The sequence below is a fragment of the Kushneria sp. EE4 genome (assembly GCF_977968315.1).
Window position 1 is genome coordinate 3,309,640 of record NZ_OZ386212.1, and the last position, 24,410, is coordinate 3,334,049.

Here is a 24,410-nt window from a genome sequence, read left to right on the forward strand (position 1 = left end):
ACACGCGCCTGACGCGAATCCGGACAGGTCGTCCTGTGCAGTATGGTTCGCGCCGGTGCGGTTGGCGAGAAACGTTAATTTATATTCGAAAGCGAAGTGGGTGGTCGTTTTTCAAAACACCGGCCTCGTCCCAATCCGCCCAGCCGCTCATGGGAATGGGTCGTTCTTCGCTCAGCGTTTGAACGCGCGTTGCCCAGCGCATTTTCTCCTTCTCGAGATGGGCACGAAAGCCCGCTTCCTGTTGATAGCTCAGTCCGCCGCCCTGAACGCCGTACGTCAGCTGAGGCACCAGCACCGATAGTCCGACGTAGTAGAGCGAGCAGTGCAGCGGCCACATGAGGGTGGCGATATCGCCGCTGCGACCCAACGGGCCGAAAGTCGCTTCCGGTGCACCGGTGGTCACCGAGCAGAGCGCGCGCCGGCCGCTGAGCGGGCCGCGATCGAATCGGCGGCTGCCGGTGTAGAGACCACCGTACACGAAGACGCGATCAAACCAGCCCTTGAGCATCGCCGGTACCCCATGCCACCACAGTGGAAACTGAAAGATCACCGTCTGCGCCCATGTCAGACGCGCGATTTCTCGGCTGACATCGGCTGCGAGGGCATCGCCCTCGTAGTGCCAGCGCTGCTCGTCCAGCGCCTGAAAATATGACGGTTCGCGGCGGGTGGCGTAGCGACCGGGGCCTTCGACGGGCTCAAATTTCTCGGCGTAGAGATCACTGACAAGAACTTCATGACCAGCGTGTTCCAGCGTCTCGATCGCGGTATCTGTCAGCGCGGCGTTAAAGGATTTTGGTTCGGGATGGCAGTGAACAATCAGAACTTTCATGGAGAGCGTCCGTAACGTGGCAGGAATCGCTACAGTAGGTTGTGCAGAAACCAGGGGAAATTCCCAAAAACCGCAAGCCGGGTTTGCAAGAACGCACAGGTGCCTTATGAGCGCGACGCTCAAATGGGACGATTACCGTCTCGTACTTGCCATTGTGGAATCGGGCTCGCTCTCGGGAGCCGCCCGTCGGCTGGGAGTCAACCACGCCACGATCTTTCGGCGTCTAGGTGCCCTTGAAGCGCGTGCGGGCACCCAATGCTTCGAGCGCCACGGCAGTGGGTACGTGGCGACCCCCATCGGCGAAATGATCGCAGCGACGGCCCGGCAGATGCATCTTGCCGTGGCCGGCGCCGAGCGTGCGCTGATGGACAGCGACACCGCTCTGACCGGCACGTTGCGTATTACCACCACAGATGCCCTGCTGGCCCATGTATTGATGCCAGTACTGGCCGAATTTCGTCACGCTCACCCTGGCCTCATGATCGAGACGACGACCTCGGCCGAGTTGCATAACCTCACCCGGCGCGATGCCGACGTCGCATTACGCCCCACTGACCACCCACCCGAGACACTGACGGGTAGAGAGCTGGGGCGGCTGCGTCAGGCCGTTTATGTCTCGATCGACAAGGGGACGGATGAATCAATCCCTTGGGTGGGGCCGGATGCGTCGATGGCCTATCGTTCGCTTGAAAAATGGATTAAAGCCTGGGGTGTCGATGAGCAGGTCAGCTTCCGGCCGGACTCGACCCTCGGCATGGCCATGGCTGTGCAGGCAGGTCTGGGGCAGGGCGTATTGCCCTGCTATCTCGCCGAGACAATGGAAGGTCTGGTGCGTGTCGGCGGTCCCATCCCTGAGCTGGAAACCGGCGTGTGGCTGCTGACCCATCCGGATATTCGACGGACTGCCAGCATTGGTGCCCTGTTTGAAATGCTGATTGGCCGTGTACGGTTCGAGTAGCCGATCACCGCGTCCGAGGGGAAGCGCCGTTACTCATCGATCAGCCCGCCCGCGTCGTGAAACGGCCAGGGCCCGTCATGCTCGCCGATCACGCCGGCGTGGGTGATGAGTTCGCCGTCGCGCCAGAGGTGTAGATGATAGCCCGGCGGCTCCATCACGAAGGCGGCGTCGCCGGGGACGCGCAGATCCAGCGCCACCTGATGCGCAGTGCTGGGGCAGCAGCTGGCAATGGTGCCGCCGAAGCGGCAAAAGATGGTGCGGTGCACGTGACCGCAGATGAGGCGCTCGATATTGGGATAGTCGCGCACCAGCGCGGCCAGTTCGCGGGCGCCGGTCAGCCCCTGGGCATCCATGTGGCCGATACCGGTGGCAAAGGGCGGGTGGTGCATGAACAGCAGCGTGGGCCGCTCGGGCTGCTCTGCAAGCCGCTCGGCGAGCCAGTCCAGGCGCTCGCGACACAGCTCGCCGCGGCCCTCGCCGGGGACCAGGGTGTCCAGGCCGATCAGGCGCACCGGGTGATCCTCCAGGGTGTAGTGCATAAACCCTGTCCGGCCCAGATACGTGTGGTCGGGAAAGGCCTCGCGAAGCGCGCCGCGCGCATCGTGGTTGCCGGGGATGACGTACCAGGGCAGCGCCAGCGCCTTGAGCTGTTCACGCAGGGCGGCGTACTCATCAGGCCGGCCGAAATCGGTCAGGTCGCCGGTGATCAGTACCACGTCAGGCCGCGGGTCGAGCGCGTTGAGTGCGGCAATGGCTGGCGGCAGGTGGCGGTCGGTGGCCACCACGCGGTAGGCCTTCTGCCCCGGCATGCGCAGGTGCAGGTCGGTAATCTGGGCGATCAGCATGGAATGTCCTCGTCGGCAGAGCAGGGGCGGGTGGCATCATGGGTCGGGCGGGCATCAAAAAAGGTCGCTGAAAGCCGCGCGCCCGGCTGCCAGGCCGTGTCCGGCGCGGCGCGGGCGGTAAAGCGCTGGCCGTCGGCCAGCGTGAGCTCATAGCGGATGTGATCGCCCAGATAAAAGCGCTGAACCACTTCACAGGGCAGACCGCGACCGTCGCCGTGCAGGCTGACCTCGTGGGGCCGAAAGCTGACGCTGTCACCCGTGACGCCCGATAGATAGGCGCTGATCAATGGCCCCCTCAGAGTGCAGCGCGTGCCCAGAAACTCGGCGACAAACTCGGACGCCGGCGCGCGATAGAGCGCCTCCGGCCGGTCGAGCTGCTCGAGATGGCCGGCCGACATCACCGCGACCCGGTCGCCCAGCATCATGGCTTCTTCCTGATCGTGGGTGACGATGACACAGGTGATGCCGAGCCGGCGCAGCAGCGCAGAGAGATCCACCTGCAGCTGCTGGCGCAGTCGCGCGTCCAGCGCGGTCAGCGGCTCATCCAGCAGCAGCACGCGAGGTTCGATGGCAATCGCGCGCGCCAGGGCCACCCGCTGGCGCTGGCCGCCGGAGAGCTGATCGATGCCCCGCTCGGCCAGCGCTTCAAGCTCGACCAGTCTGAGCATCTCGGCCACGCGAGCGCGTCGTGTGGCGGCGTCGATGCCGCGAATCTTCAAGCCGTAGTCGACGTTGTCCGCCACACTCATGTTGGGAAACAGGGCGTAGCCCTGGAACACCACGCCGACACCGCGCGATTCGGGCGCGACGTGGGTGACGTCATCTTCGCCAAAGCGGATCACGCCGCCGGCATCGCTTTGCTCCAGGCCACAGATCAGGCGCAGCAGCGTGGTCTTGCCACAGCCCGACGGCCCCAGCAGCGCCAGGGTTTCCCCGGCGCGCACGTCGAGATCGAGCGGTTTCAGGGCGCGGGTGCCGTCAGGCCAGGTCTTGGCACAACCTTTTAAAGTGATCGAGAGGGCGTCATTCATGAGGCAGATCCTGTCAGGGCGATGTTGCCGGGTTTTTTCGAGCGCCCGGCCAGCCACTGCATGCCGACCATCAGCGGCAGCAGCATCAGTAGAAACACAAGGGTGTAGGCCGAGGCGACTTCAAGGCGCATCGAGGCGTAGCTGTCGGCCAGGCCCACCGGCAGCGTTTTGGTCAGCGGCGTGTGCAAAAGCCAGGTCAGGTTGAATTCGCCGATCGAGAGCGTGACCACAGTCAGCGCCCCGGTGACGATGCCGCCGCGGGCGGCGGGCACGATAATGTCGAAAAAGCGCTGGCGCCGGCTGGCGCCCAGGGTAGCCGCGGCCTCATCGAGCACCACCAGATTGCCGCCCTGCATGCCGGCGCGAACGGCGCGCACCATGAACGGCAGGGTGAAAAGCACGTGACCGACCACGATGAACATCACGTTGGCGCGCAGCCAGCTCACGCTGCCCCACGAGACGATCAGTGCCAGCGCCGTGGCGAGGCCCGGCACCGCCACCGGCAGGGTCAAAAGCTCTTCGAGCAATCGGGATAGCCGTCCGGGAAACAGGGTCAGCACCCAGGCGACCGGCACGCCCACCAGCGTGGTGATGGCAAGGGTTGCCAGCGCCACGCCCCAGGAGCGCCAGATGGTGTCGGCATAGAGCTCCCAGACCTGCACGACCCACTCAAGGGTCAGGCCGCTTTCGAGACCGACAAGGTAGTTGCGGGTCAGCCCGGCCATCACCGACAGCACGATCGGGCCGATCAGAAAGGCCGCGATGGCCAGCGTGACGGTCAGGCCCAGGCGCGTGTCCCAGCGTGAGGGTGTCATGTCAGCCTCCCGGTGCCGGTTCGCGCTGCCAGGGTGTTGGCACCGTACAGCACCGCCCAGGTGGCGAGCCCCAGCACCACGGACAGCGCCGCGGCGACCGGGATATTGGCATAGTTGGTGAACTCGTTATAAATCGTCATGGGCAGCACGTCGATGCGGGTGCCCAGCGTAAATACCGTGCCAAAGGCGCCCATGGCGGTGGCAAAGCACATGGCACCGGCAGCCGTGAGCGCCCCGGTCAGCGCCGGCAGTTCGATATCGACAAAGCGTCGCCAGGCACCGGCCCCCAGGGTGCGGGCGGCCTCCAGCCACTGTTGATCGATTCCTTCGACCGCCGTGATCAGCACGCCGATGGTGCGCGGCAGCAAAAAGTAGAGATAGCCGATAAAAAGCCCCGCCATGCCATAGGCCAGCACCATCGTTTCCCCGGAGAGCGCTTTTGACAGCGTATTGAGCACGCCCTGACGCCCGGTGGTCAGGATCACCAGAAAGCCGACCACCACGCCCGGGAAGGCAAGCGGAAAGAGCAGCAGCGACATTAAAAGCCGCCGCCCGGGGAAGGCCGGATGGCGGGCCAGAAAGCGGCTGGCGGGCAGGGCGATGATCAGGGTGACCAGCGAGGCGGCCAGTGACAACGCGACCGTATTGGCCAGGCTCTGCCAGTAGCGCGGCTCGGTGACGACCAGCCAGTAGGCCGAGGCGTCCATGCCATGTGGGGTCGCAGCGCCCAGCCCTGCCAGCTTCACCATCGGTAACAGCCAGAAGGCGATAAACAGAGCGGCGGCGGGCGCGGCAATGATCAGCCAGACACGTCGCCCCATCTCAGTTCACCTCGCGAGCGTAGCGGTTGGCAAAATCACGCTGCACCTCGGCCATGTGGCCGTAGTCGACGGTCTCGGCGCGGGCGTAGTCGCTTTCCGGCAGGAATTTCGCCTGCGCTTGTTCGGAGGCGGCTTCCGGGCGTACCGGCCGCAGATAGGCATTGGCCCAGATGGCCTGACCCTTGTCGGAGAGCACGTAGTCGAGCACTTTCTGACCGGCCTCGGCATGCGGACCGTTGGCCACCAGGCTCATCACGTAGGGCACGGTGATGGTGCCCTCGTCAGGAATCACGAACTCAACGTTGGCCTTGTCATCATAGCGGGCGCGATAGGCGTTGAAGTCGTAGTCGAGCAGAATCGGAATCTCGCCGGAGAGAACGCGAGCGTAGGCGGTCTGTTTGGGCACGATGGGGTCGTTGTCCTGAAGCGTTTCAAACCACTCAAGGGCCGGTGTGAAGTCATCCAGGCTGCCGCCCAGCGCGCCGTTGACGGCAACGGCGCCGACATAGCCGACAAACGCCGAGGCGGGGTCGAGATAGCCCACCATGCCGCGATATTCGGGTTTGAGCAGGTCATTCCAGGACTGCGGCACCGGCGTGTCGCCCAGCGCATCGACGTTGACCATAAAACCCAGCGTGCCGGAGTGGATGGCAAACCAGCGGCCTTCCGGGTCCTTGAGACCGTCAGGAATGTCATCCCAGTGCGCCGGCTGATAGGGCGTGGTCAGATCCTGCTCGGCGGCCTGGATACCAAACGTCACCCCGTAATAGACCACATCGGCCACCGGGTTGCCCTTCTCGGCGGTCAGTGAGGCCAGCGCCTGACCGGAGTTCTTGTTGTCCTGCGGCACGCGAATGCCGGTGTCCTCATTGATGGCCTTTAACTGGGTGCCCCAGTCGGCCCACTGCGGCGGGCAGTTGTAGCAGATGGCGGTATCGCTCGCCTGAGCCTGAAAGGAGGCCAGCGCCGCGCCGGTCAGGCCCAGGGCGAGTGTGGCGGTGCGCAGGGTGTGTGTCAGTCGCAGTGACATGGGGGTGTTCCTCGGGGGGTGGAAAATCATGACAAAACAGCGGGTATCACAGGGGCCACGGTGCCGCCGGGGATCAGGCGATGGGCCAGCCGCTCGCCGGTAACGTGGTGGCCTTCAAGCCGCTGTAGCAGGGCGTGACAGGCCTGGCGGCCGATGTCGTGGCTGGGCTGGTAGACGCTGGCAAGCGCCGGCACCATCAGACCGCCAAAGGCCATGCCATCGAAGCCGCACACGGAGAGGTCTTCGGGCACGCTCAGACCCTGCTCGGCGAGCGCGGCAATCACGGCCGCGGCCAGCAGATCGTTGGAGCAAAAAAGCGCCGTGGGCGCGGCAGGCCGGGCAAGAAGATGGCCAAGGCGTTCATGGTCGACCGCCGTGTGACGGGCCATGGCCAGGTGTTCCGGTACCGGCAGGCCCAGCGCGTCGGCGCGCTGCCGAGCGCCTTCCAGACGATGCAGGGCGCGATCGGAGGCCTCGAGAGGCCCGGTGATCAGCGCCATGCGGCGATGCCCGAGCCCTGCCAGGTGAGCGATCATGTCACCGGCGGCGGCGTGGTTATCCACGCTGACGAAGGGATGCGCCTCGCTTTCGTTGTAGGCCAGCACAAAGGGCGCATCGCTGGCCTGAAGTTCGGCGAGCGTGGCGCTGGTGGCCGGATCGCCCACGGTCAGAATCAGCCCTTCGACGCGGTGATCGAGCAGGTCGCGCGCCGCCGCCGTTTCACGCTCGGCGTTATAGCCGGTCGTCGAGAGCATCACGCTGTAGCCCGCCTCCCGCGCCCGGGCCTCGGCGCCTTCAAAACACGCGGCAAAGACCGGGTTTTCAAGCGTGGGCAGCAAAAGCCCCAGGGTTTTCGTGCTGCCCGAGCGCAGGCTGCTGCCGATACGGTCGGGCCGATAGCCCAGCTCGCCTGCGGTATGGAGAATGTGATCGCGCGTGCGCGCACTCAAAAGCGCCGGTCGATTGAAGGCGCGCGACACCGTGGCCGGCGACACACCCGCGGCGCGCGCAATCTGAACCAGCGACGGACGTTGCGTGGTGTGTGACACGAAAAAGCCTCATGAATGAAAACGTTTTCATCATGAGGGTGGTTTCTGACATGACGGTGACGACCCCATGGCAATACGATGACAGTGGGCCATCACGTCATGGATGTGCGAGGACATGCAGAAAGGGACACCACAACGCACCGGCGCCGTATGGCTGCTGGATTCGGGCATCGGCGGGCTGACCATCTCGCGTGCCATTCGACGGCGCCTGCCGGGACTGGTGCAGCACTATCTGGCCGACAGCGCGGCCTTTCCCTACGGTGATCTGTCCGGTGAGGCGCTGATTGAGCGGGTATGTGACCTGATGCCCCGCGCCGTGGCGCAATGTCCGGTCGATGCGGTGGTCATTGCCTGCAATACCGCCTCGACCGTGGTGCTGCCGGCGCTCAGGGAACGGCTGTCGGTGCCGGTGGTGGGCGTGGTACCGGCGATTCGGCCTGCCGCTGCAGCGAGCGCCAGCGGTGTGATTGGGGTGCTGGCCACGCCCGGCACGGTACGAAGTGCCCATATCGCGACCATGATCGAGCGCTTTGCCGGCCACTGCCGGGTATTGAACATCGGCGCCCCGAATCTTGCCGCGCTGGCCGAACAGTACTGGTTGAAGGGCACGCTCGACCGCGAGGCGCTGGCTCGCGAGCTGGTTCCGCTGCGTGCACCCGAGTGGCGCTCACTTGATCAGCTGGTACTGGGCTGCACCCACTATCCGCTGCTGCGCGAGGCGATTGCCGCGCAGCTGGGTGACCGTGTCCAGCTGGTGGATTCGGGTGATGCCGTCGCCCGGCGGCTGGAAGCCGTGCTGGCGGCCCCCGGTCTCAAGCAGGGCGCCAGCGCCGGCGGGTGCTTTTACACGACCGGTGGGCCGAGGGATGGCACCGATCTTGCCGCGCGAATTCGAGCCGAGGGGTTCAGGGAAATATCGAGAATCGACCTGATTTCATCGGTGTAGATCATGGCAGCTGACGAATAACCCTCGCCGGGTTGCCGACGGCCACGACGTTGGCGGGTATGTCCCGGGTGACCACGGCGCCGGCACCGATGACGCTGTTCTCGCCGATGGTGACGCCGGCCAGCACGATCACGCCGCCGCCCAGCCAGACGTTGTCATGAATGACGATGGGGGCGCCGGCTTCGAGCTTGTCCCGGCGGGCCTGGGCATCAAGCGGGTGGGTCGGCGTCAGTAGTTGCACGTTGGGGCCGATTTGCACGTCCCGGCCGATGGTGATGGGCGCGACGTCCAGCGCCATCAGGCCGAAGTTGGCAAACGACCCTTCGCCAAAGCGGATGTTAAAGCCGTAGTCGACATACAGCGGCGCGCGGATATGGGCGGTGTCGCCCAGTTCCCTGAAAAGCCCCTTCAACACGGCATGGGCGGCGTCGACATCGTGCTCGTAGGCTCTGGCGAACTCGGCCATGGCGCGTTTGGCGATGTCGGCGTCTCGGGCAAGTTCCGGGTCATCGGCGGTGTAGAGCTCGCCGGCGAGCATCTTCTGCTTTTGTGAACGGGCATCTGCCGCGTGGTCATCGCCCATGAAAGGCTCCTGAGGTCTGTGCCATCGATATTTACCCATGCCACGCCCTGATCATATGTCAGCTTTTGACGTCTCGCCTGTCAGGCATCGGGCACCGGCGTGACCAGCGCCTTGCCATCACGAAAGGCCTCGAGGTTCTGAATTACCAGATCCACGGTGGCATCGAGCGCCTCGGGTGAGAGGCCGGCGGTGTGGGGCGTCATGATAATGCGGGGGTCGTCCTTGAAGGCCTGAGGCACCTCGGGTTCATGCTCGAAAACGTCCAGCGCGGCGCCGGCGAGGCGCTTCTCCGTCACCGCGCGGGCCAGGGCGTCGCTGTCCACCACGCTGCCGCGGCCGATGTTGACCACGATGCTCTCAATCTTCATGGCGCCAAGCAGGGCGTCATCGATCAGGTGGTGGGTGTCGTCGCCGCCGGGCAGGGCGCTCACCAGCACGTCGGCCTGTTCGGCGACGCGTTTGGGGTCCGACTCATGCTGCCAGTCGAGGTCCGCCTTCTGGCGGCTGAAGTAGATGATCGGCATGTCAAAGCCGTAGTGGGCGCGCCGGGCGATGGCGCGCGCCACGTTGCCCATGCCCAGCAGGCCCAGCGTCTTGCCGTGCAGCACCGGGGCGCCACGGCGAATTGCCTTCCATTGGCCGTCGCGCAGGCCGGCATCGCCCTGCGGAATGCGGCGCAGGCAGGCGAGCATCAGCCCCAGTGTATGGTCGGCGACCGTCTCGGCATTGGTGCCGGGGCCGTGAGCCACCCTGATGCCGCGCTCGCGGGCGGCCGCCACGTCGATGCCTTCAAAGCCCACCCCCTGAGCGCAGATCAGGCCCAGGTTTGGCAGTTCGTCCATCTCCTGTGCGCTGAAGCCGATGGTGCCGATGGTCATGACCGCGCGGATGTCGTCACGGTGGCGGTCCAGAACGTCGCGTCGGGTCTCGGCATCTTCGGCCATATGCAGGCGAATGCCGGTGGCTTCGATGCAGGACTGGTGATGGCGTGACAGGCGGGTCACGACCAGCAGATGAATCGGCATGGTGACAGTCTCTCCGGATCAGGGCGGTATGGATACCTTATCGCGGCGGGTCACGGTCAGGGTAGAGCGGCGAGCCACTGTCCGAGCCTCGTGCAGATAACGGCCGGGTCACAGCAGGCATTGATTGAGTGCTAATGTAAAAGGGCGCAGGCTGGATCGGTCATGTGGCGGACTTTGCTGCATCATTCGTTGTGCTGGCTGACGGCTCACGCCTGTGCTGGACGGGGCCGTCATCCGCCAAAGGAAGGAGATGAATCATGTCACACAACATTCTGGTACCTCTTGATGGTTCCCGCAGCGCTCGCCGGGCGCTTGAACACGCGTGTCTGATGCAGCAGGCCGCCGGCGCTACCCTGCATCTTCTCCACATTGTCGAGCCGCCTCCGGCCACCGATCACATGGGCGCGCAGACCGGATCGACGCCGGTGGATTACACCCCGACAAAGGGACACGAGGAGGGCGAGGCGCTGTTGAAGGCGACGTGGGCGGAAGTCGGTGACCCCGCAGCCGAGGTCCACTTCCATGTCGAGGACAACCCGCCCGGCCGGCCGGAAAAAACGATTGTGGCGCTGGCCCACGAGCTGGCTATCGATACCATCGTGATGGGCAGTCGCGGCCTGAGTGACATGAAGGGGCTGGTGGTGGGCAGCGTGTCGCACAAGGTCTCCCATGTGGCCCACTGTACGGTGATTACGCTCCACGTGCCCGATGCCGAGCCCGGCGATGGCGTGTCTCACTGACTTTTTTCCACACTGGATCGGGGCCGATGCCATCGCGGCATCGGCCCCGGTTCGCTACGGCGTCGATTCGACAACCGGACGCGTCTCGTCATCATCAGCGTCACTGTCGATCACGGATTCAAAGGCGCGCAGACGCTTGATGATCGAGAGCAGCTCGATGATGGTCGACCACGAGTTGACCAGATACTGAAAGGATTCGCGTACCTGACCGAAGACGTTGAGGATCTGCTGTAAAAGCCCCAGCGTCAGCTTGCCGGCGACGATCGAGGGTGCCAGTACGATCAGTCCGAACACCACGTCGGCCTGCAGATAAAAAATGCGGGCAATGTTGAAGTAGGCGTAGTGCCAGTAAAGGCGAAAGTAGTTCTTCCGCACCCGATTGAACAGCGTGGCCACGGTCGCGGGTTCGGCGCGCGCCGGGTCGTCCTCGCCGTAGACCAGCTCCTTGCGGTAGGCCGCCTCGACGCGCTGATTGCGAAACTCAAGGCCCGGCAGCCGGATGCCCACCACGGCCAGCAGCACGGTACCAAACAGCGACCAGGCAATCGCCGACCACACCAGCGCGTTGGGAATGTGACCCACCAGCGGCAGCTCGGTGATGTTCTGCGACATCGTGACCAAAAGCGGCATGAAGGCGATCAGGGTCATCACCGCCTTGAGCAGATTGACGCCCAGCCCCTCCAGCGTGGTGGAAAAGCGCATGGTGTCTTCCTGCACGCGCTGGGCGGCACCCTCGATGTGGCGCAGCTGCGACCAGTGGCGCATGTAGAAGTTGTTCATCGCCCAGCGCCAGCGAAAGATGTAGTGGCTGACCACGAAATAATTGAGCACGCCCACCGTCACGGCCACAAAGGCGATGCCGGCAAAGCTGAACATGCCGGTGTAGATATCGGTCACCGTCACGTCACTGTCGCCGCCCAGCGCCTGCTGGATCATGTCCCAGAACGGCCCGTACCAGGCGTTGACGGCCACGCTGGTCTGCACCGAAAACCAGGTCATGAAGATGATCAGCGCACTGCCGAGAATCGACCAGCGCTGCCAGCGATGGGGGCTGATCAGGGCCCACGCCGCGGCAAAGACCATGACGCACAGCGCGTAGTAGAGATAAAACCACAGCATTGACGGTGCCCAGAAGCGCGACACATCAACGGGCAGGGCGTCACCCTCGGCCAGCGGCGGCAGACCGATGACCGCGCCCCAGTCGCTGACGCCCAGCTGCCAGAGACCGATACAGATCAGCGCCCAGACCACAACGCTTGCGAAAAAAAGGGGTGGGTTGGGAAAAAACGACCGTAACACGATAGGCATCCTGCAATAGGGGCAATATTGAGACCGCCCCGATGGGGCCGCGCATCCTTCATCGACCCCATGGGAGACATTGCGTTCCCCGGTCAACGCACCGGGCGAACCCGGTGGCTTATATCACGACCGCGTGCCCGGTCGTGTCGTGAAATGGCACCACCCGGTCAATGGCTACCAGTTCAGCGTCTCGAAATCGCCCTCCTGACGTTGCGCCGCGGCCTTCTCCTTGTGCTCGGTGGCGGGGTCATTGGTGACACCATCGGCCGGCAGCGGACCGGCGCCGGGGTCGCGGGCGATGCCGTTGGTCACGGGGTGGTCACGGAAATATTCGTCAAAGCGCTGTTGCGCCTCGTCACCAAACAGGATCTCGCAGGCCTCCATCAGCCCGGCCGACTGGCGGATGGTTTCCTGGCGCGAGACAAGGCTGATCTTGGAGCGCCGGCGCAGGAAGTCCTCGAGCTTGGTGATCATCTCGCGCCGTGCGGCCTGACGCACTTCGGCGCGGATGTATTCGGTGCCCTCGATGAGGATTTCTGCCTGGCGCGGGTCCTCGCGAATGTATTCCAGAATGCCGATGGCATGCGCCGCGTAGCGCCGCCACAGGCGGGTCGACAGCGGCTCGGAGGCGCTGGCATCGGTGTAATCGTCGAGCTTCATCAGGCGGGCCTGGTGGAAAAACTCGTCGCGCACGGCGTCCACCGGCTCGCCGTACCAGCGATAGTCCGGGAAGCGGATGTCGATGCCCATTGTCTTGACCAGATCCACGATCTCCTCGCCGACGTTGATGCAGTCGGTGAGCTTGCCGCCAAAGATGCTGATAAAGCCCTGATTGATGTCGGAATCGATTTCGTGCTTGCGCGAGAGCTGCAGGAAGTCGCGGTCCTTGCCGCTGGTGTTCTGCACCGCCAGCGGCCGCACGCCGCAGCGGGTGGCGATGATGTCGTCGCGGTCCAGCGGCTTTTCAAGCGACAACCGCGCGTTGATGTTATCCAGCACGAATTTGACGTCATCGTCGGTGATGGCGGCGTGGGGGTCTTCGGTGCGGGTATCGGTGGTGCCGATACAGGTGCGTGTGCCCATGGGAATGGCGAAGAAAAGTCGGCCATCTTCGTCGAAAAACGCCAGCACGCGCTTGTTGGGCGTGATTCGGTCAACGATCAGGTGGATGCCCTTGGAGAGCACGTGGCGGTGCTCGGTGTGCTTGTCGGCCAGAGCGTTGGTGCGATCGGCCAGCGGACCGCAGGCGTTGACCAGGGTCTTCGTCTTGACCGTCCACTCGCGCCCGCTCATGACGTCTTTCAGCCCCACATGCCAGAGATCGCCCTGGCGCTCGAAGCCGGTGGCCTCGACGTAGTTGGCCGCCACGCAGCCGCTGTTCATGGCGGTGCGCACGAAATTCCAGACAAAGCGGGCATCGTTGTCGTGCAAAAAGGCGTCAGAGTATTCGAAACAGCCGATGGCCGGGTCGGTATTGATCACCGGCTCCTCGCGGTTGATGGTCGACAGGCTCGGCAGGCGCGGTATTTTTGTGAAGCAGTTGCCGAACAGCCAGTAGATCCAGGTGCCGGCCCACAGCATCAGCGGATGCCAGCGAAAGCTTTTGGTGATCGTGGTGAGAAAGCGGATCTCCTGCACGGTGGAGGGGTAGTGTTTGATCAGGTGGTTGCGCGAGACACACAGTTCGCGCACCAGCTTGAAATCCCGCGACTCCATGTACTTGATGCCGCCCCAGATGAGGTTGGACGACCACATGCTGGTCATGCCGGCAAAATCGCCCTGCTCCACCAGGCCGACCTTCACACCGCGCCCGGCCAGCGCCGCGGCGCAGACCGCGCCGTTGATGCCGCCGCCGATGATCAGCGTGTCGTAGACCGCGCCGTCGGCGAGTCTTTCGATATTGCTCTGCCTGAGTTGCATCGCCTTGCTCCGCATATCAGATAAGTGGCGCGCCGTAACGGGAGACCCCGCAGGGCGTTGTCATCGCTTTCGTGTGTGACTCAAGTGTATGACGTCAGTGTACTACCGCTGCTCAGGGTTGCATCCGACAGCGCGGTTTTCATCGGCGGCGCTCGCGCACCATCGCCTCGGCCTGCTTGAGTGCATAGGCAAGGCTTGAGGGGTCGGCGCGCCCGGTGCCGGCAATATCAAAGGCGGTGCCGTGATCGACGCTGGTGCGCACGAACGGCAGTCCCACCGTGATGTTCACGCCGTTCTCTACCCCTAAATATTTCACCGGGATCAGGCCCTGATCGTGATACTGCGCCACCACCGCGTCAAAGTGGCCGCGGCGGGCGTTCATGAAGACCGTATCGCCCGGCCAGGGGCCGGAAGCGTCGATGCCTTCCTCCCGGGCATGGGCAATGGCCGGGGCGATGATGGCCTCATCCTCACCGCCGAACAGCCCGCCTTCGCCGGCGTGGGGGTTGAGCCCGGCCACCGCAATGCGGGGGTGCTCGATGCCGTAGGCGTGACAGGCGCGCGCGGCAAGGCGGATGGCGCGCAGCTCGCGCTCGGGAGTGACCGCCTCGATGGCCTGACGCAGCGACAGGTGAATCGACACCAGCATCACACGCAGTTCGTCGTTGGCCAGCATCATGCCGAAATCATCGGTGCCGGCGCGGTCGGCGAGAATCTCGGTGTGGCCGGGATACTGGATGCCGGCCGCGGCCATGGCGGCCTTGTTGAGCGGGGCGGTGACGATGGCGCTGATCGAGCCCTCAAGCGCGAAATCGATGGCGCGACTGACGTACGCATAGGCGGCGGCACCGGCCCGGGCATCCACATGACCATAGGGCAGATCGGTCGGCAGCGGCGGGCCTGCCGGCAGAACGGCCAGCCGGCCGGGTGTGGCACCGTGATCGGCGATGTCATCCGGGTGCTCGATGGGAAACAGCGTCAGGTCGAGCTCCAGCCGGGCGGCCATGTCGCGCAGCCGCTCGATATCACCGATGACCAGCAGCGGCGTATCACGGGCGCGCGGCGCGCAGGCCAGACGAACAATGATTTCCGGGCCGACGCCGGCCGGGTCGCCCATGGTGATCGCAATAGGGGCGCTATGAGATGCGGACATGACAGGGCCTTTTGGCAGATAAGCGCCCTGAAACGACGTCATGGGCGGCAGTGATCGACAGTGCCATAATAGCGCTCTGCCCCGCGCGTCGTCAGGCCCGAGCGTGACGCGGTACGCTGTGGTGCCACCCCTTTGCTCTATTCTCGGCGGCGATTGTGATGTGTGATGTGCCAACGCATGATGCGACTCCTCTTGAAACGCTTTCGACGTCGCTTTGTGAGCGGCTTGAGCGCGACGGCTATCTGCTGGCGACGGCCGGCGAGGTTGCCCCGATGTTTCGTGACTGGTGCGTCGGGCGTGCTCACCGCACGCCGGATTGCGCCGATCTTGCCCGCTACTGGGGCGATCTGGCCCCGGATCGCTTCATGAATGATGGCGGGCGCTACCGCCGCCGACGCCACGCGGTGTTCAGCGCGGTCGCCGGTGCGCGGTCACTGGTGCGAAAGCCACATCAGGCGCACTTTCAGACCACCCGTTTCAATCAACTCAACGGAGGGGTGGCTCGTCACTTCGAGCCGGTAGATGAGGGTGCGCTGGCGACAAACGCCTTCGCTTTTCTCTGTGAGCTCCTGCTTGATGTGTTCGGGCGCTGTGCGCCGGGTACCGACTGGGACATCGAGATGCACCAGTTTCGTATCGAGGTGGGCGGGGATATCACCGCCGGCCTGCCCACCCCGGAGGGTGTTCACCGTGACGGCGTGGATTTCGTGGCGATGGTGATGATGGGCCGTGACAACGTGCGCGAAGGCGTCTCCTGCATTCACGATCCGGACCACCGCGAGCTGGCGGCTTTTACCCTGGCCGAGCCGCTGGACATGGCACTGGTGGATGACACCCGTGTGCTGCACGGCGTGACGCCCATCGTGGCCGATGACGCCACTCGCCCCGGCCACCGCGACCTGCTGGTGCTGACCTTCAAACGGCGTGACGGTCAGTCCGGGGGGGCATCAGGAGTATGACGCTCCAGCGAGGCCTTGAGCTGCTGGCGTCGATGCCCCGGCGGTTTCTGATGCCCGGCGAGCCAGTAGTAGACGATCGGCACCACGCCCAGGGTCAACAGCGTGGCGCTGGCGCAGCCGGCCAGCAGCGTGATGCCCAGCCCGAAGCGGCTGGCCGCCCCAGCGCCGGTGGCCATGACCAGCGGCAGGGCGCCGGCCATGGTGGACAGCGAGGTCATCAGAATCGGGCGCAGGCGCGTCTGCGAGGCCTGCAAAATGGCCTCGCGCAGCGCCACGCCCTCATCGCGCAGCTGGTTGGCAAACTCCACGATCAAAATGCCGTTTTTGGCCGACAGCCCGATCAGCATCAATAGCCCGATCTGAGCGTAGAGGTTGAGACTCTCGCCCAGCAGCCACAGCGCCAGGCCGGCGCCCAGCATCCCCAGCGGCACGGTCAGCATCACCACCAGCGGGCTGATGACATTCTCGAACTGCGCGGCCAGCACCAGCCAGGTCACCGCAATCGCCACGGTAAAGACCAGCAGCAGATCGCGCCCGGCCTCGAGAAAGTCCTGCGTGGCGCCCTTGTAGTCGATGCGCGCCTGCTCGGGCAGGGTCTCATCGACCGTGGTGTTCATGTGCTCGAGCACCTGCGACAGGCTGTAACCGTCGGCGACGTTGGCTGAAAAGGTGACGGCGCGAATGCGGTTGTAGCGGTTGAGCGTCGGCGAGACCGCGATTTCCTCCAGATGGACGAGGTTGGCCAGGCTCACCAGCGCGCCGCTGTCGGTACGTACCCGAATCTCTTCGAGCGCCTCGGGCGTCAGGCGCTGTTCGCGCAGGCCCTGCAAAATCACGTCGTAGGACTGACCGTCGCGCTCAAACGTGGTCAGGCTGCGCTCGCCGAAAAAGGACTCCAGCGTGCGGCCGACCGTCTCGGCGCGCACGCCAAGCTGGGCGGCACGCTCGCGGTCCAGCCGCACCTGCAGCTGCGGTGTGGTCTCAATGAGATCGCTGTCGAGCGCCTCAAGGCCCGGATAGTCCTGCCAGGCGGCCATCAGTTCATCGCGCCAGGCGCCCAGGGTGGCGTAATCCGGCCCGCCGATCACGAACTGCACCGGCGTGGCGTTGCCCGAGCTCAGCCCGCGCGGCAACAGCGTGGTGGCGCTGAGTTCGGAAAAGCCTTCAAGCGCCTCATTAATGCGCGCGGCCACCTCGCGGGTGCTCTCGTCACGGTCCTGCCAGGGGGTGAAGCTGATGATCCAGCGGCCGTTGTTGACGGGCCCGTCGTTGTTGCCGGGTCCGGGCAGACGCAGCGAAGCGTTATCGATCAGTGCCTGGTCGTTGAAAATGGGCGCCAGGCGCTGACCCATGGCCTCCATGCGCCGCTGCATCTCCTCGAAATTGACGCCTTCCTCGGCCTGGATATTGATGCGCAGGGCGCCGCGGTCGTCGTAGGGCTCGTATTCTGTGGGCAGCGCAGTAATGACCGTGGCGGTGACGATGGCCATGGCCACGAAGCCGCCGCCGACCAGCACCGGGCGGTGCAGCATCTGCCCGAGATGGCGCTGATAGCGCGAGGCCAGCCCCGTCATGAGCCGGTTCACCGGCGAGCCCCGGCGGCCGTGACCGACGGCCAGCAGCCAGGAGGCCAGTACTGGCGTCAGCGTCAGCGACACCAGCGTGGAAAAGGCAATGGTGGCCGCGATCGTGACGGCGAACTCGGTAAAAAGCCGCCCGGTCTGGCCGCTCATCAGCGTGATGGGCAAAAACACCGCCATTAGCACCAGGCTGGTGGCCAGGATGGCAAAGGCGACCTGGCGGGCGCCGCGAAAGGCGGCCAGCAGCGGGGTGTCGCCCTCTTCCAGATGGCGCTGAATGTTCTCGATCATGACGATGGCGTCATCCACCACCAGTCCGACCGAGAGCACCAGCGCCAGCAGGGTCAGCATGTTAAGGCTGAACCCCAGCCCCAGAAGAAGCATGCCGCAGGCCAGCAGCGAGATGGGAATAGCCGTGGCCGCCACCAGCGCGGCGCGCCACGAGCCCAGAAAGAAGATGATCACGGCGACCACCATGGCCACCGCAATGGCCAGCGTAATCAGCACTTCCTTGAGGGCCGCCGAGATGTAGAGGGTGTCGTCAGAGACGATATCGATGCGCAGGCCCTCGGGCAGCTCGTTTTGCAGGGTATCAAGCGTTGTGCGCACGTCGCGGGAGATGGACAGCGTGTTGGCGGTGCTCTGTCGGCTGATGGCGATCGAGACGGTAGGCTCGCCGTCGATTTCAAAGCGCTCGCGACGGGTTTCGGGCCCCAGCGAGACCGTGGCCACATCGCCCAGGGTTACGGCGCGGGTGCCCTCGCCCTGGCGCAGGGGCAGGCGCCGGAAGGACTCGGGCGTTTCATAGCCCGGCAGCAGGCGCACGGTAAATTCGCGGGTGGTGGACTCGATTCGCCCGCCCGGGTACTCCACGTTTTCGCTGGCCAGCGCGCCGGTGATGTCCTCGACGGTAATGTCGTGGGCGGTCATGGCGTGGCGGTCCAGATCCACGCGCATGGCCGGCAGCTGCGAGCCCCACAGCCGCACCCGCGAAACGCCATTGATGGTCGAGAACCGATCAAGCAGCTGACGATCGGCGTAGTCCGACAGCGCCATGGCACTCATGCGATCGGTCTTGACCGACAGGATCATGAGCGTGTCGCTGCCGCCCTGATCCTTGCTGATCTCGGGGGCCTCGGCGCCCACCGGCAGGGCGTCGGCGACACGGGAGACCTGATCGCGCACATCGTTGGCGGCGGTGTCCAGGTCGGTCTCGCTGGAAAAGGTCAGGGTGACTTCGGACTCGCCGTCGTTGCTTTCTGATTCGACGCTGACCACGCCCTCGATGCCGGCGACGACGTTTTCGATCGTCTGGGTCACGCGGGACTCCACCACTGCTGCCGAGGCGCCGGGCCAGGCAATCTCGACCGAGACCTCCGGCTCCTCGATGGAGGGGTACTCCCGAATGGGCAGCTCCAGAAACCCCAGCGTGCCAAACAGCACCAGCAGCGCCGAGAGCACCAGCGTGCCGACCGGTCGCGTGACGGCCAGATCGGTCAGGGTCATGGGGCGGTGCTCTGTGGGGTCATGGCGTGTGTCTCGTCCGGGGCCTGCTCGAACAGGCCCCGGGTGTCGCGCGCGGCGGCCTCATCGATGACAAGATCGCGGCCCTCGCCGATATCGCGCAGGCCGCTGACGGCCACTGATTCTCCCGGGCGCAGTCGGGTATTGTCTTCCACCGTTTCAATGGCCGCCCAGCCGGGGGCGCGCTCGACCACGCGGGCAGCGACGCGATGGGCGCGGTAGTGGTCTTGCTCGCCAGTCACCACGTAGACCCACTGGCTGTCGCGCTCGCCCATGACGGCGGTTTCCGGCACGATCAGGCGGCGCTGGCTTGGCAGGCGCAGTGCGATGTCGAGCAGCATGCCCGGGCGCAGGGCCAGATCAGGGTTGTCGAATCGAGCGCGAACCATGACCGTGCGGGTATCCCGGTCCAGGCGTGGATCGAGGGTGATGACCTCGCCGTGAAAGGTGCGATCGGGCCAGGCCACCGAGCGCGCCGTGACCGTCATGCCCTGGTCAATGCGGTTCAGCTCGCGCTCGGGCAGGGAGAAGTCGACCCGGACACGGTCGATGCTGTCGAGCGTGACCAGCGATGTGTCGGCGCTGATCTGCTCACCGACACTTAGATTACTCAGTCCCATGACGCCGGAGACCGGTGCCGTAATGGTGCGGTCTTCCAGCGCGGCGGTGAGTCGGGCCAGCTCGATGCGCGCGCTTTCCAGCCGGTTGCGCTGGGCGTCCGCCTGCTGGGTGGCAATCGAGCCCTGACGCACCAGCGGCTGCAGGCGCTCATATTCACGCTGCTCCTGCTCGACGATGACGCGGGCGGCGCGCAGCCCCTGCTGCTCGGCGCGATCATCAAGCTGGATCAGCAGATCGCCCTGATTGACCCGCTCACCGCTGTCAAAATTGAGCCCGGTGATGCGCTCGGTCACCAGAGAGGCAATCTCGATGGCATCGGTGGCCTCGACATCGCCCACGGCGCTGAGCGTGGTGGCAATATCGCGCTCGATGACCTCGGCGCGGCCGACGGCGACCGGCGGCGTGGGGCCACTGTCCTCCGGGGCGCGATCACGCGACAGCCACCACCAGAAGGCAAGGGCGAGCGCCACCAGGATCAGCGCGACCAGCCAGATCAGCGGGCGACGGGCATCGTGGGACTCGGACATGGGCAGGTTTCCACAGACGAAAGGCGTTCAGGGCAGCAGGGGGCACCACCCTGTGACAGCATACGAGGTTCCGGACGCCTCGCAACGTCCTTTGTTCAAGCGGGCTTAAGCCTGAAGCGACAAGTCTTTTACAGTGGCCACGGGCCTGCGGCAGGAAAAGCAGGCAACAACGGCAAGGATGCACCAGGCTGACAGCGTGCTACGCGCGACCGCGCATTTATTCCAGAACCTGCAAATGGAGGCAGACACGATGTCCCGGATACTGGTGCTGTATTACTCGATGTATGGCCATATCGAAACCATGGCCCAGGCCGTGGCGGAGGGCGCCCGCTCGATCTCGGGAAGCGAGGTCACCATCAAGCGAGTGCCCGAAACCATGGATGAAGAAGCCTTCAAACAGGCCGGGGGCAAGGTAGATCAGTCGGCCCCGGTCGCCGAGCCGGGTGAGCTTGCCGACTATGACGCGATCATCCTGGGCACGCCGACGCGTTACGGCAACATGGCCGGCCAGATGCGCACCTTTCTGGATCAGACCGGCGGACTGTGGGCCAGCGGCAAGCTGCGCGGCAAGCTGGCCAGCGTGTTTACCTCGACCGGTACCGGCGGTGGCGAGGAGATGACCATCACCTCAAGCTGGACGACGCTGGCCCACCACGGGATGGTGATCGTGCCGATCGGCTACGGGGTCGAGGAGCAGTTTGATATTACCGAAGTCAGCGGCGGCACGCCCTACGGCGCCTCGACCCTGGCCGGTGGTGATGGCTCGCGCCAGCCCAGTGAACGCGAGTTGAAAATTGCCCGCTTTCAGGGCGAATACGTGGCGGGCTTTGCCAAAAAACTGACGGCTCAACAGCTCTAGGGCCGGCCTGCGATTTGAAAAAGCCATCCGGTCAGAGAGCCTGATCGGATCAAAAAAACGCCCGGCCATTTGGCCGGGCGTTTTGCATGGCATGAGGCGGGCCGTAATGCCCGCGCACTCAGCGTCTTACTTGTTGAGTCTGGTCATGCGCAGATAGGGCTTTTTCTCGTCCCAGCCCTGCGGGAAGAGTTTGGCCGCTTCCTCATTGCTCAACGACGGCACGATGATGACGTCATCGCCCTGGCGCCAGTTCACCGGCGTTGCAACCTTTTCGTTGTCGGTCAGCTGCAGGCTGTCGAGCACGCGCAGGATTTCCTGGAAGTTGCGCCCGGCGCTGGCCGGATAGGTCAGGGTCAGACGGACCTTCTTTTTGGGGTCGATGACAAAGACCGAACGCACCGTCAGGGTGTCGTTGGCGTTGGGGTGAATCATGCCGTACTTCTCGCTGACGCTGCGATCGGCATCGGCCAGCAGCGGGAAGTTGAGCCCGCAGCCCTGGGTTTCCTCGATATCACCCTTCCAGGCGTGGTGGTCTTCGATCGGGTCGACGGACAGGCCGATGGCCTTCGTGTTGCGCTTGTCGAATTCGGATTTCAGACGCGCCACTTCACCCAGCTCGGTGGTGCACACCGGCGTGAAGTCCTTGGGGTGAGAGAAAAGAATGGCCCAGCTATCGCCCAGCCACTCGTGGAAGTTGATGGTGCCTTCCGTGCTGTCCTGAGAAAAGTCCGGTGCGGTATCGCCAAGTTGCAACGCCATTTGTCACTCCTTTTGGCCATCGATGAAAACGGGTGTCGGCAGCCGCGCCCGTGATCGAGGGCCGTTTGCCGTGAGTCGTTGTCAGATAATGACGGCTTCAGGCCGCAAAACCAAACAACGAATTGTCCTGAATAAATTCCGTAAGAGTATAAAAAGCAGGCTCTAAAGCATCAATTGCTATAACGGATAAAGGCTCGATCCTTGTCGGGGACCTGTACCGTCTCGCCCTTGCGCAGCCCTTCGTGTTCTTCGACACGCTTTTCATCCTCGACGCTGATACCCAGCACTTCGGCAATCGAGGTGTCGTCGCCGTCGCGCTCGAGCACCTTCATGCGCACGTTGGCCTCCATATAGCGGGCCGTGATGATGTCACCGGTTTTAGGCTTTTTGTGCAGAAACTGGGTGAGCTCGTCGTGGTCGGCGACATGGTCGACGCCTTCCTGGTCCCACGTAATTGCGCGCGCGTTGCTCATGACATGCCTCCTCGTTGGTAAAAAAAGTCTAGCAGTTTACGTCCGCCTCGCCGCATGCATTCGCCTTCAGAATGGCGGCATGTCGTCGATAGTCATATGAAATATATCGAATATTGACACATGAGGGCGGTATGGGGTGGCAAGGATGGATCACATCGTGGGCCATGGCGATTTCGATGGCAGTGCCGATGACAGGTCAGGCGCAGACCTGTCCGGCACCCGGAGCGGTCGATGGACGTCTCGAGCAGCTTGCCAAGCAGGTGGCGCGTTGGGACGAGGCCTATCATCAGCGCGGTGAGCGACCGGTGGCCGATGGCGTTTATGACCGGGCGCAGGCCCGGCTGGCACACTGGCGTCACTGCGTGGGGGCGGATCAGCCGGCGCCCGGCGCCACCCTGCGTGGCGGCGAGCAGCGTCACGCCGTGGCCCAGACCGGGTTGAACAAGCTGGCGGACCGGGCGGCGGTCGGGGCGTGGCTGGCAGCGCTGACGCCGGGCCCTTTGTGGATTCAGCCCAAGGTGGATGGCGTGGCAATGACGCTGGTGTATGAAAAGGGGCGGCTGATCATGGCCACCAGCCGGGGCGACGGTCTGACCGGGCAGGACTGGCTGGCGCGCGTGTCCGGCATCGATGCCATCCCCGACCGTTTGGCCGGCGAGGTGCCCGCGCAAGTGGTGATCCAGGGCGAGCTTTATCTCAAACGCCCCGGCCATGTGCAGCGTCGTGACGGCAGCGCCGGGGCGCGTTCAAGCGTGGCCGGGCTGATGCAGCGCCACGACATGAGCGATGCGTCGCGCGGGCGCATCGGGTTTTTCGCCTGGGCGCTGCCCGACGGGCCCGACACGGTTGCCGGGCGCAACCATCAGCTGGGCGACTGGGGCTTCATGGACCCGCAGCGCTGGACCCGGGCGGTCGATACTCTGGATGATGTGGCGCACTGGCGCCGATACTGGTATCGCCATGAGCTGCCCTTTGCCAGCGATGGCGTGGTGATCAAGCGCGATGAGCGCCCCCCGGGCCGGGTCTGGCGCAATACGCCGCCCACGAACAGCGTGGCGTGGAAGTACCCCGCCGCCGCCACGCTTGCCGAGGTGCGCGATGTCGATTTCAGCATCGGGCGCACCGGGCGCATCACGCCGGTGCTTGAGCTGTCACCGGTCACCCTTGATGACCGCACGATCCGCCGGGTCAGCGCCGGCTCCTTTGCGCGCTGGCAAAAGTCGGATATTCGCCCGGGGGATCAGGTCATGATTTCGCTGGCCGGGCTGACCATTCCCAGACTCGATGAGGTTATCGTTCGCAATGACCAGCGCGTGGCGCTGGATATCCCGGACCCGCAGGCATTTAACGCCCTGAGCTGTCTGACACTGACGCCGGCATGTCGCTCGCAGTTTCTGGCGCGCCTGACGCATCTGAGCAGCCGGCAGGGGCTGGATATGTACGGAATCGGCGAAGGCACCTGGAAACAGTTAATTGACGCCGAAATGGTAACGTCCTTGCTCGATTGGCGTGATCTTGAGCGCGCTAAATTACGCTCGCTGAGAGGGGTAGGTGAGGCCCGCGCCACGCGATGGCACGAGGCATTCAGTCAGGCAGGGCGCCAATCGCTGCAGCAACTGCTGATTGCGCTGGAGCCGGCCCATGCCCGTTTTTATGCCTCTCAACCTAAAGTCGTCTTTCGGTCAGTCGATAGTTTGAATCACATTGTATTCATGCGCTCGCTTGAAAACGCCGACTGGCAGCGGGTTCCGGCACTGAACAAAAGGGACGCGGCCACACTGGCGGCCTTCTGGCAAAACGAAACAGTACAGTCGTTGCTGGATGAATGGGTGGCGACATCGACACCTTCGACGCAGGTGGCTGATGGTGCGCAGCAGTAAGGATGGGGTTTGTCATCATCCGGAACGTTGAAAAGTCTTAGCGCGATAGTTCTTTTCAATTTCCATCAGGCTAATTACTCAGTACACTTAACGTTACCTGCTGATACATTAAGCATTACAGGGTTACTGGTTCAACGGCTTATCCGGTCATACCCCCGCCACGCGGAAAGCACCGGTCAGGCAG

The 24,410-nt window shown here is 64.3% G+C and carries 22 protein-coding genes; 6 read left to right on the forward strand and 16 right to left on the reverse strand.

Annotated features, from left to right (window positions below; all coding sequences use genetic code 11):
* Positions 1-79: 79 nt before the first annotated feature.
* Entirely contained in the window at positions 80-829 is a 750-nt protein-coding gene (locus tag ACXMYO_RS14935) for an NAD(P)H-dependent oxidoreductase (protein ID WP_457809300.1), read from the reverse strand.
* 106 nt (positions 830-935) lie between these two features.
* On the opposite strand from ACXMYO_RS14935, the gene ACXMYO_RS14940 reads away from it, so the two are divergent.
* Positions 936-1,787, forward strand: coding sequence for a LysR family transcriptional regulator (locus ACXMYO_RS14940; protein WP_457809301.1), 852 nt, complete (start codon positions 936-938; stop codon positions 1,785-1,787).
* A 29-nt stretch (positions 1,788-1,816) separates the two neighbouring features.
* Here the strand turns inward: ACXMYO_RS14940 and ACXMYO_RS14945 are convergent, their stop codons facing one another.
* From ACXMYO_RS14945 to ACXMYO_RS14970, 6 genes are read right to left on the reverse strand one after another with little or no spacing between them, the layout of a single operon-like run.
* Positions 1,817-2,632 (reverse strand): phosphodiesterase, encoded by an 816-nt coding sequence (locus ACXMYO_RS14945; protein WP_457809302.1) that lies wholly within the window; start codon positions 2,630-2,632, stop codon positions 1,817-1,819.
* The gene (locus tag ACXMYO_RS14950; protein WP_457809303.1) at positions 2,626-3,663 is read right to left on the reverse strand and encodes an ABC transporter ATP-binding protein; all 1,038 of its coding nucleotides are present in this window, start codon (positions 3,661-3,663) and stop codon (positions 2,626-2,628) included. Before ACXMYO_RS14950 ends, ACXMYO_RS14945 begins: the two co-directional genes overlap by 7 nt.
* On the reverse strand, positions 3,660-4,478 hold the full coding sequence (locus ACXMYO_RS14955; RefSeq protein ID WP_457809304.1) for an ABC transporter permease: 819 nt from the start codon (positions 4,476-4,478) through the stop codon (positions 3,660-3,662). The genes ACXMYO_RS14950 and ACXMYO_RS14955 overlap by 4 nt, the downstream gene beginning before the upstream one ends.
* Positions 4,475-5,299, reverse strand: coding sequence for an ABC transporter permease (locus tag ACXMYO_RS14960; protein WP_457809305.1), 825 nt, complete (start codon positions 5,297-5,299; stop codon positions 4,475-4,477). Before ACXMYO_RS14960 ends, ACXMYO_RS14955 begins: the two co-directional genes overlap by 4 nt.
* Position 5,300: 1 nt before the next feature.
* Positions 5,301-6,329 (reverse strand): ABC transporter substrate-binding protein, encoded by a 1,029-nt coding sequence (locus tag ACXMYO_RS14965; RefSeq protein WP_457809306.1) that lies wholly within the window; start codon positions 6,327-6,329, stop codon positions 5,301-5,303.
* 26 nt (positions 6,330-6,355) lie between these two features.
* Entirely contained in the window at positions 6,356-7,378 is a 1,023-nt protein-coding gene (locus ACXMYO_RS14970; RefSeq protein WP_457809307.1) for a LacI family DNA-binding transcriptional regulator, read from the reverse strand.
* A 115-nt stretch (positions 7,379-7,493) separates the two neighbouring features.
* Here ACXMYO_RS14970 and murI point away from each other — a divergent pair, with 115 nt between their 5' ends.
* Complete coding sequence (gene murI / locus ACXMYO_RS14975; RefSeq protein WP_457809308.1) at positions 7,494-8,324, forward strand: glutamate racemase; 831 nt, start codon at positions 7,494-7,496, stop codon at positions 8,322-8,324.
* Position 8,325: 1 nt separating this feature from the next.
* Here murI and ACXMYO_RS14980 read toward each other — a convergent pair whose 3' ends face one another.
* Both ACXMYO_RS14980 and ACXMYO_RS14985 read right to left on the reverse strand, forming a co-directional pair.
* Complete coding sequence (locus tag ACXMYO_RS14980; protein WP_438765724.1) at positions 8,326-8,907, reverse strand: maltose acetyltransferase domain-containing protein; 582 nt, start codon at positions 8,905-8,907, stop codon at positions 8,326-8,328.
* Between the two features lie 80 nt (positions 8,908-8,987).
* Complete coding sequence (locus ACXMYO_RS14985) at positions 8,988-9,932, reverse strand: NAD(P)-dependent oxidoreductase (protein ID WP_457809309.1); 945 nt, start codon at positions 9,930-9,932, stop codon at positions 8,988-8,990.
* 257 nt (positions 9,933-10,189) lie between these two features.
* Between ACXMYO_RS14985 and ACXMYO_RS14990 the strand changes: the two genes are divergently transcribed.
* A complete protein-coding gene (locus ACXMYO_RS14990) occupies positions 10,190-10,672 on the forward strand; it encodes a universal stress protein (RefSeq protein WP_438765727.1) in 483 nt (160 codons plus the stop codon).
* A gap of 54 nt (positions 10,673-10,726) precedes the next feature.
* Here the strand turns inward: ACXMYO_RS14990 and sbmA are convergent, their stop codons facing one another.
* The 3 genes from sbmA to pdxA form a co-directional block, all read right to left on the reverse strand.
* A complete protein-coding gene (gene sbmA / locus ACXMYO_RS14995) occupies positions 10,727-11,971 on the reverse strand; it encodes a peptide antibiotic transporter SbmA (protein ID WP_457809310.1) in 1,245 nt (414 codons plus the stop codon).
* A 174-nt stretch (positions 11,972-12,145) separates the two neighbouring features.
* Positions 12,146-13,891 carry an FAD-dependent oxidoreductase gene (locus tag ACXMYO_RS15000; RefSeq protein WP_457809311.1) on the reverse strand — a complete coding sequence of 582 codons (1,746 nt, stop codon included), beginning with the start codon at positions 13,889-13,891 and terminating at the stop codon, positions 12,146-12,148.
* 139 nt (positions 13,892-14,030) lie between these two features.
* Entirely contained in the window at positions 14,031-15,044 is a 1,014-nt protein-coding gene (gene pdxA / locus ACXMYO_RS15005) for a 4-hydroxythreonine-4-phosphate dehydrogenase PdxA (protein WP_438765730.1), read from the reverse strand.
* Positions 15,045-15,211: 167 nt separating this feature from the next.
* On the opposite strand from pdxA, the gene ACXMYO_RS15010 reads away from it, so the two are divergent.
* Positions 15,212-16,003: a 2OG-Fe dioxygenase family protein gene (locus tag ACXMYO_RS15010; protein ID WP_438765731.1), complete on the forward strand. Its 792-nt coding sequence runs from the start codon at positions 15,212-15,214 to the stop codon at positions 16,001-16,003.
* Here ACXMYO_RS15010 and ACXMYO_RS15015 read toward each other — a convergent pair.
* Both ACXMYO_RS15015 and ACXMYO_RS15020 read right to left on the reverse strand, forming a co-directional pair.
* Positions 15,976-19,089: an efflux RND transporter permease subunit gene (locus ACXMYO_RS15015; RefSeq protein WP_438765732.1), complete on the reverse strand. Its 3,114-nt coding sequence runs from the start codon at positions 19,087-19,089 to the stop codon at positions 15,976-15,978. The genes ACXMYO_RS15010 and ACXMYO_RS15015 overlap by 28 nt on opposite strands.
* Positions 19,086-20,255 (reverse strand): efflux RND transporter periplasmic adaptor subunit, encoded by a 1,170-nt coding sequence (locus tag ACXMYO_RS15020; RefSeq protein WP_457809312.1) that lies wholly within the window; start codon positions 20,253-20,255, stop codon positions 19,086-19,088. Before ACXMYO_RS15020 ends, ACXMYO_RS15015 begins: the two co-directional genes overlap by 4 nt.
* Before the next feature lie 250 nt (positions 20,256-20,505).
* On the opposite strand from ACXMYO_RS15020, the gene wrbA reads away from it, so the two are divergent.
* Positions 20,506-21,114, forward strand: a complete 609-nt coding sequence (gene wrbA, locus ACXMYO_RS15025; protein ID WP_438765734.1) for an NAD(P)H:quinone oxidoreductase — start codon at positions 20,506-20,508, stop codon at positions 21,112-21,114.
* A 126-nt stretch (positions 21,115-21,240) separates the two neighbouring features.
* On the opposite strand, the gene ACXMYO_RS15030 is transcribed toward wrbA, so the two are convergent.
* Both ACXMYO_RS15030 and ACXMYO_RS15035 read right to left on the reverse strand, forming a co-directional pair.
* On the reverse strand, positions 21,241-21,873 hold the full coding sequence (locus tag ACXMYO_RS15030) for a peroxiredoxin (RefSeq protein ID WP_457809313.1): 633 nt from the start codon (positions 21,871-21,873) through the stop codon (positions 21,241-21,243).
* A 170-nt stretch (positions 21,874-22,043) separates the two neighbouring features.
* Positions 22,044-22,346 (reverse strand): hypothetical protein, encoded by a 303-nt coding sequence (locus ACXMYO_RS15035; protein WP_438765737.1) that lies wholly within the window; start codon positions 22,344-22,346, stop codon positions 22,044-22,046.
* A gap of 164 nt (positions 22,347-22,510) precedes the next feature.
* On the opposite strand from ACXMYO_RS15035, the gene ligB reads away from it, so the two are divergent.
* On the forward strand, positions 22,511-24,226 hold the full coding sequence (gene ligB / locus ACXMYO_RS15040; protein ID WP_457809314.1) for an NAD-dependent DNA ligase LigB: 1,716 nt from the start codon (positions 22,511-22,513) through the stop codon (positions 24,224-24,226).
* Positions 24,227-24,410 lie beyond the last annotated feature (184 nt).

Excerpts from the sequence above, each read along its gene's own strand:
- ACXMYO_RS14935 (WP_457809300.1), bottom strand. The coding sequence starts at position 829 with ATGAAAGTTCTGATTGTTCACTGCCATCCCGAACCAAAATCCTTTAAC.
- ACXMYO_RS14940 (WP_457809301.1), top strand. The coding sequence starts at position 936 with ATGAGCGCGACGCTCAAATGGGACGATTACCGTCTCGTACTTGCCATT.
- ACXMYO_RS14945 (WP_457809302.1), bottom strand. The coding sequence starts at position 2,632 with ATGCTGATCGCCCAGATTACCGACCTGCACCTGCGCATGCCGGGGCAG.
- ACXMYO_RS14950 (WP_457809303.1), bottom strand. The coding sequence starts at position 3,663 with ATGAATGACGCCCTCTCGATCACTTTAAAAGGTTGTGCCAAGACCTGG.
- ACXMYO_RS14955 (WP_457809304.1), bottom strand. The coding sequence starts at position 4,478 with ATGACACCCTCACGCTGGGACACGCGCCTGGGCCTGACCGTCACGCTG.
- ACXMYO_RS14960 (WP_457809305.1), bottom strand. The coding sequence starts at position 5,299 with ATGGGGCGACGTGTCTGGCTGATCATTGCCGCGCCCGCCGCCGCTCTG.
- ACXMYO_RS14965 (WP_457809306.1), bottom strand. The coding sequence starts at position 6,329 with ATGTCACTGCGACTGACACACACCCTGCGCACCGCCACACTCGCCCTG.
- murI (WP_457809308.1), top strand. The coding sequence starts at position 7,494 with ATGCAGAAAGGGACACCACAACGCACCGGCGCCGTATGGCTGCTGGAT.
- ACXMYO_RS14980 (WP_438765724.1), bottom strand. The coding sequence starts at position 8,907 with ATGGGCGATGACCACGCGGCAGATGCCCGTTCACAAAAGCAGAAGATG.
- ACXMYO_RS14985 (WP_457809309.1), bottom strand. The coding sequence starts at position 9,932 with ATGCCGATTCATCTGCTGGTCGTGACCCGCCTGTCACGCCATCACCAG.
- ACXMYO_RS14990 (WP_438765727.1), top strand. The coding sequence starts at position 10,190 with ATGTCACACAACATTCTGGTACCTCTTGATGGTTCCCGCAGCGCTCGC.
- ACXMYO_RS15000 (WP_457809311.1), bottom strand. The coding sequence starts at position 13,891 with ATGCAACTCAGGCAGAGCAATATCGAAAGACTCGCCGACGGCGCGGTC.
- pdxA (WP_438765730.1), bottom strand. The coding sequence starts at position 15,044 with ATGTCCGCATCTCATAGCGCCCCTATTGCGATCACCATGGGCGACCCG.
- ACXMYO_RS15015 (WP_438765732.1), bottom strand. The coding sequence starts at position 19,089 with ATGACCCTGACCGATCTGGCCGTCACGCGACCGGTCGGCACGCTGGTG.
- ACXMYO_RS15020 (WP_457809312.1), bottom strand. The coding sequence starts at position 20,255 with ATGTCCGAGTCCCACGATGCCCGTCGCCCGCTGATCTGGCTGGTCGCG.
- wrbA (WP_438765734.1), top strand. The coding sequence starts at position 20,506 with ATGTCCCGGATACTGGTGCTGTATTACTCGATGTATGGCCATATCGAA.
- ACXMYO_RS15030 (WP_457809313.1), bottom strand. The coding sequence starts at position 21,873 with ATGGCGTTGCAACTTGGCGATACCGCACCGGACTTTTCTCAGGACAGC.
- ACXMYO_RS15035 (WP_438765737.1), bottom strand. The coding sequence starts at position 22,346 with ATGAGCAACGCGCGCGCAATTACGTGGGACCAGGAAGGCGTCGACCAT.
- ligB (WP_457809314.1), top strand. The coding sequence starts at position 22,511 with ATGGCGATTTCGATGGCAGTGCCGATGACAGGTCAGGCGCAGACCTGT.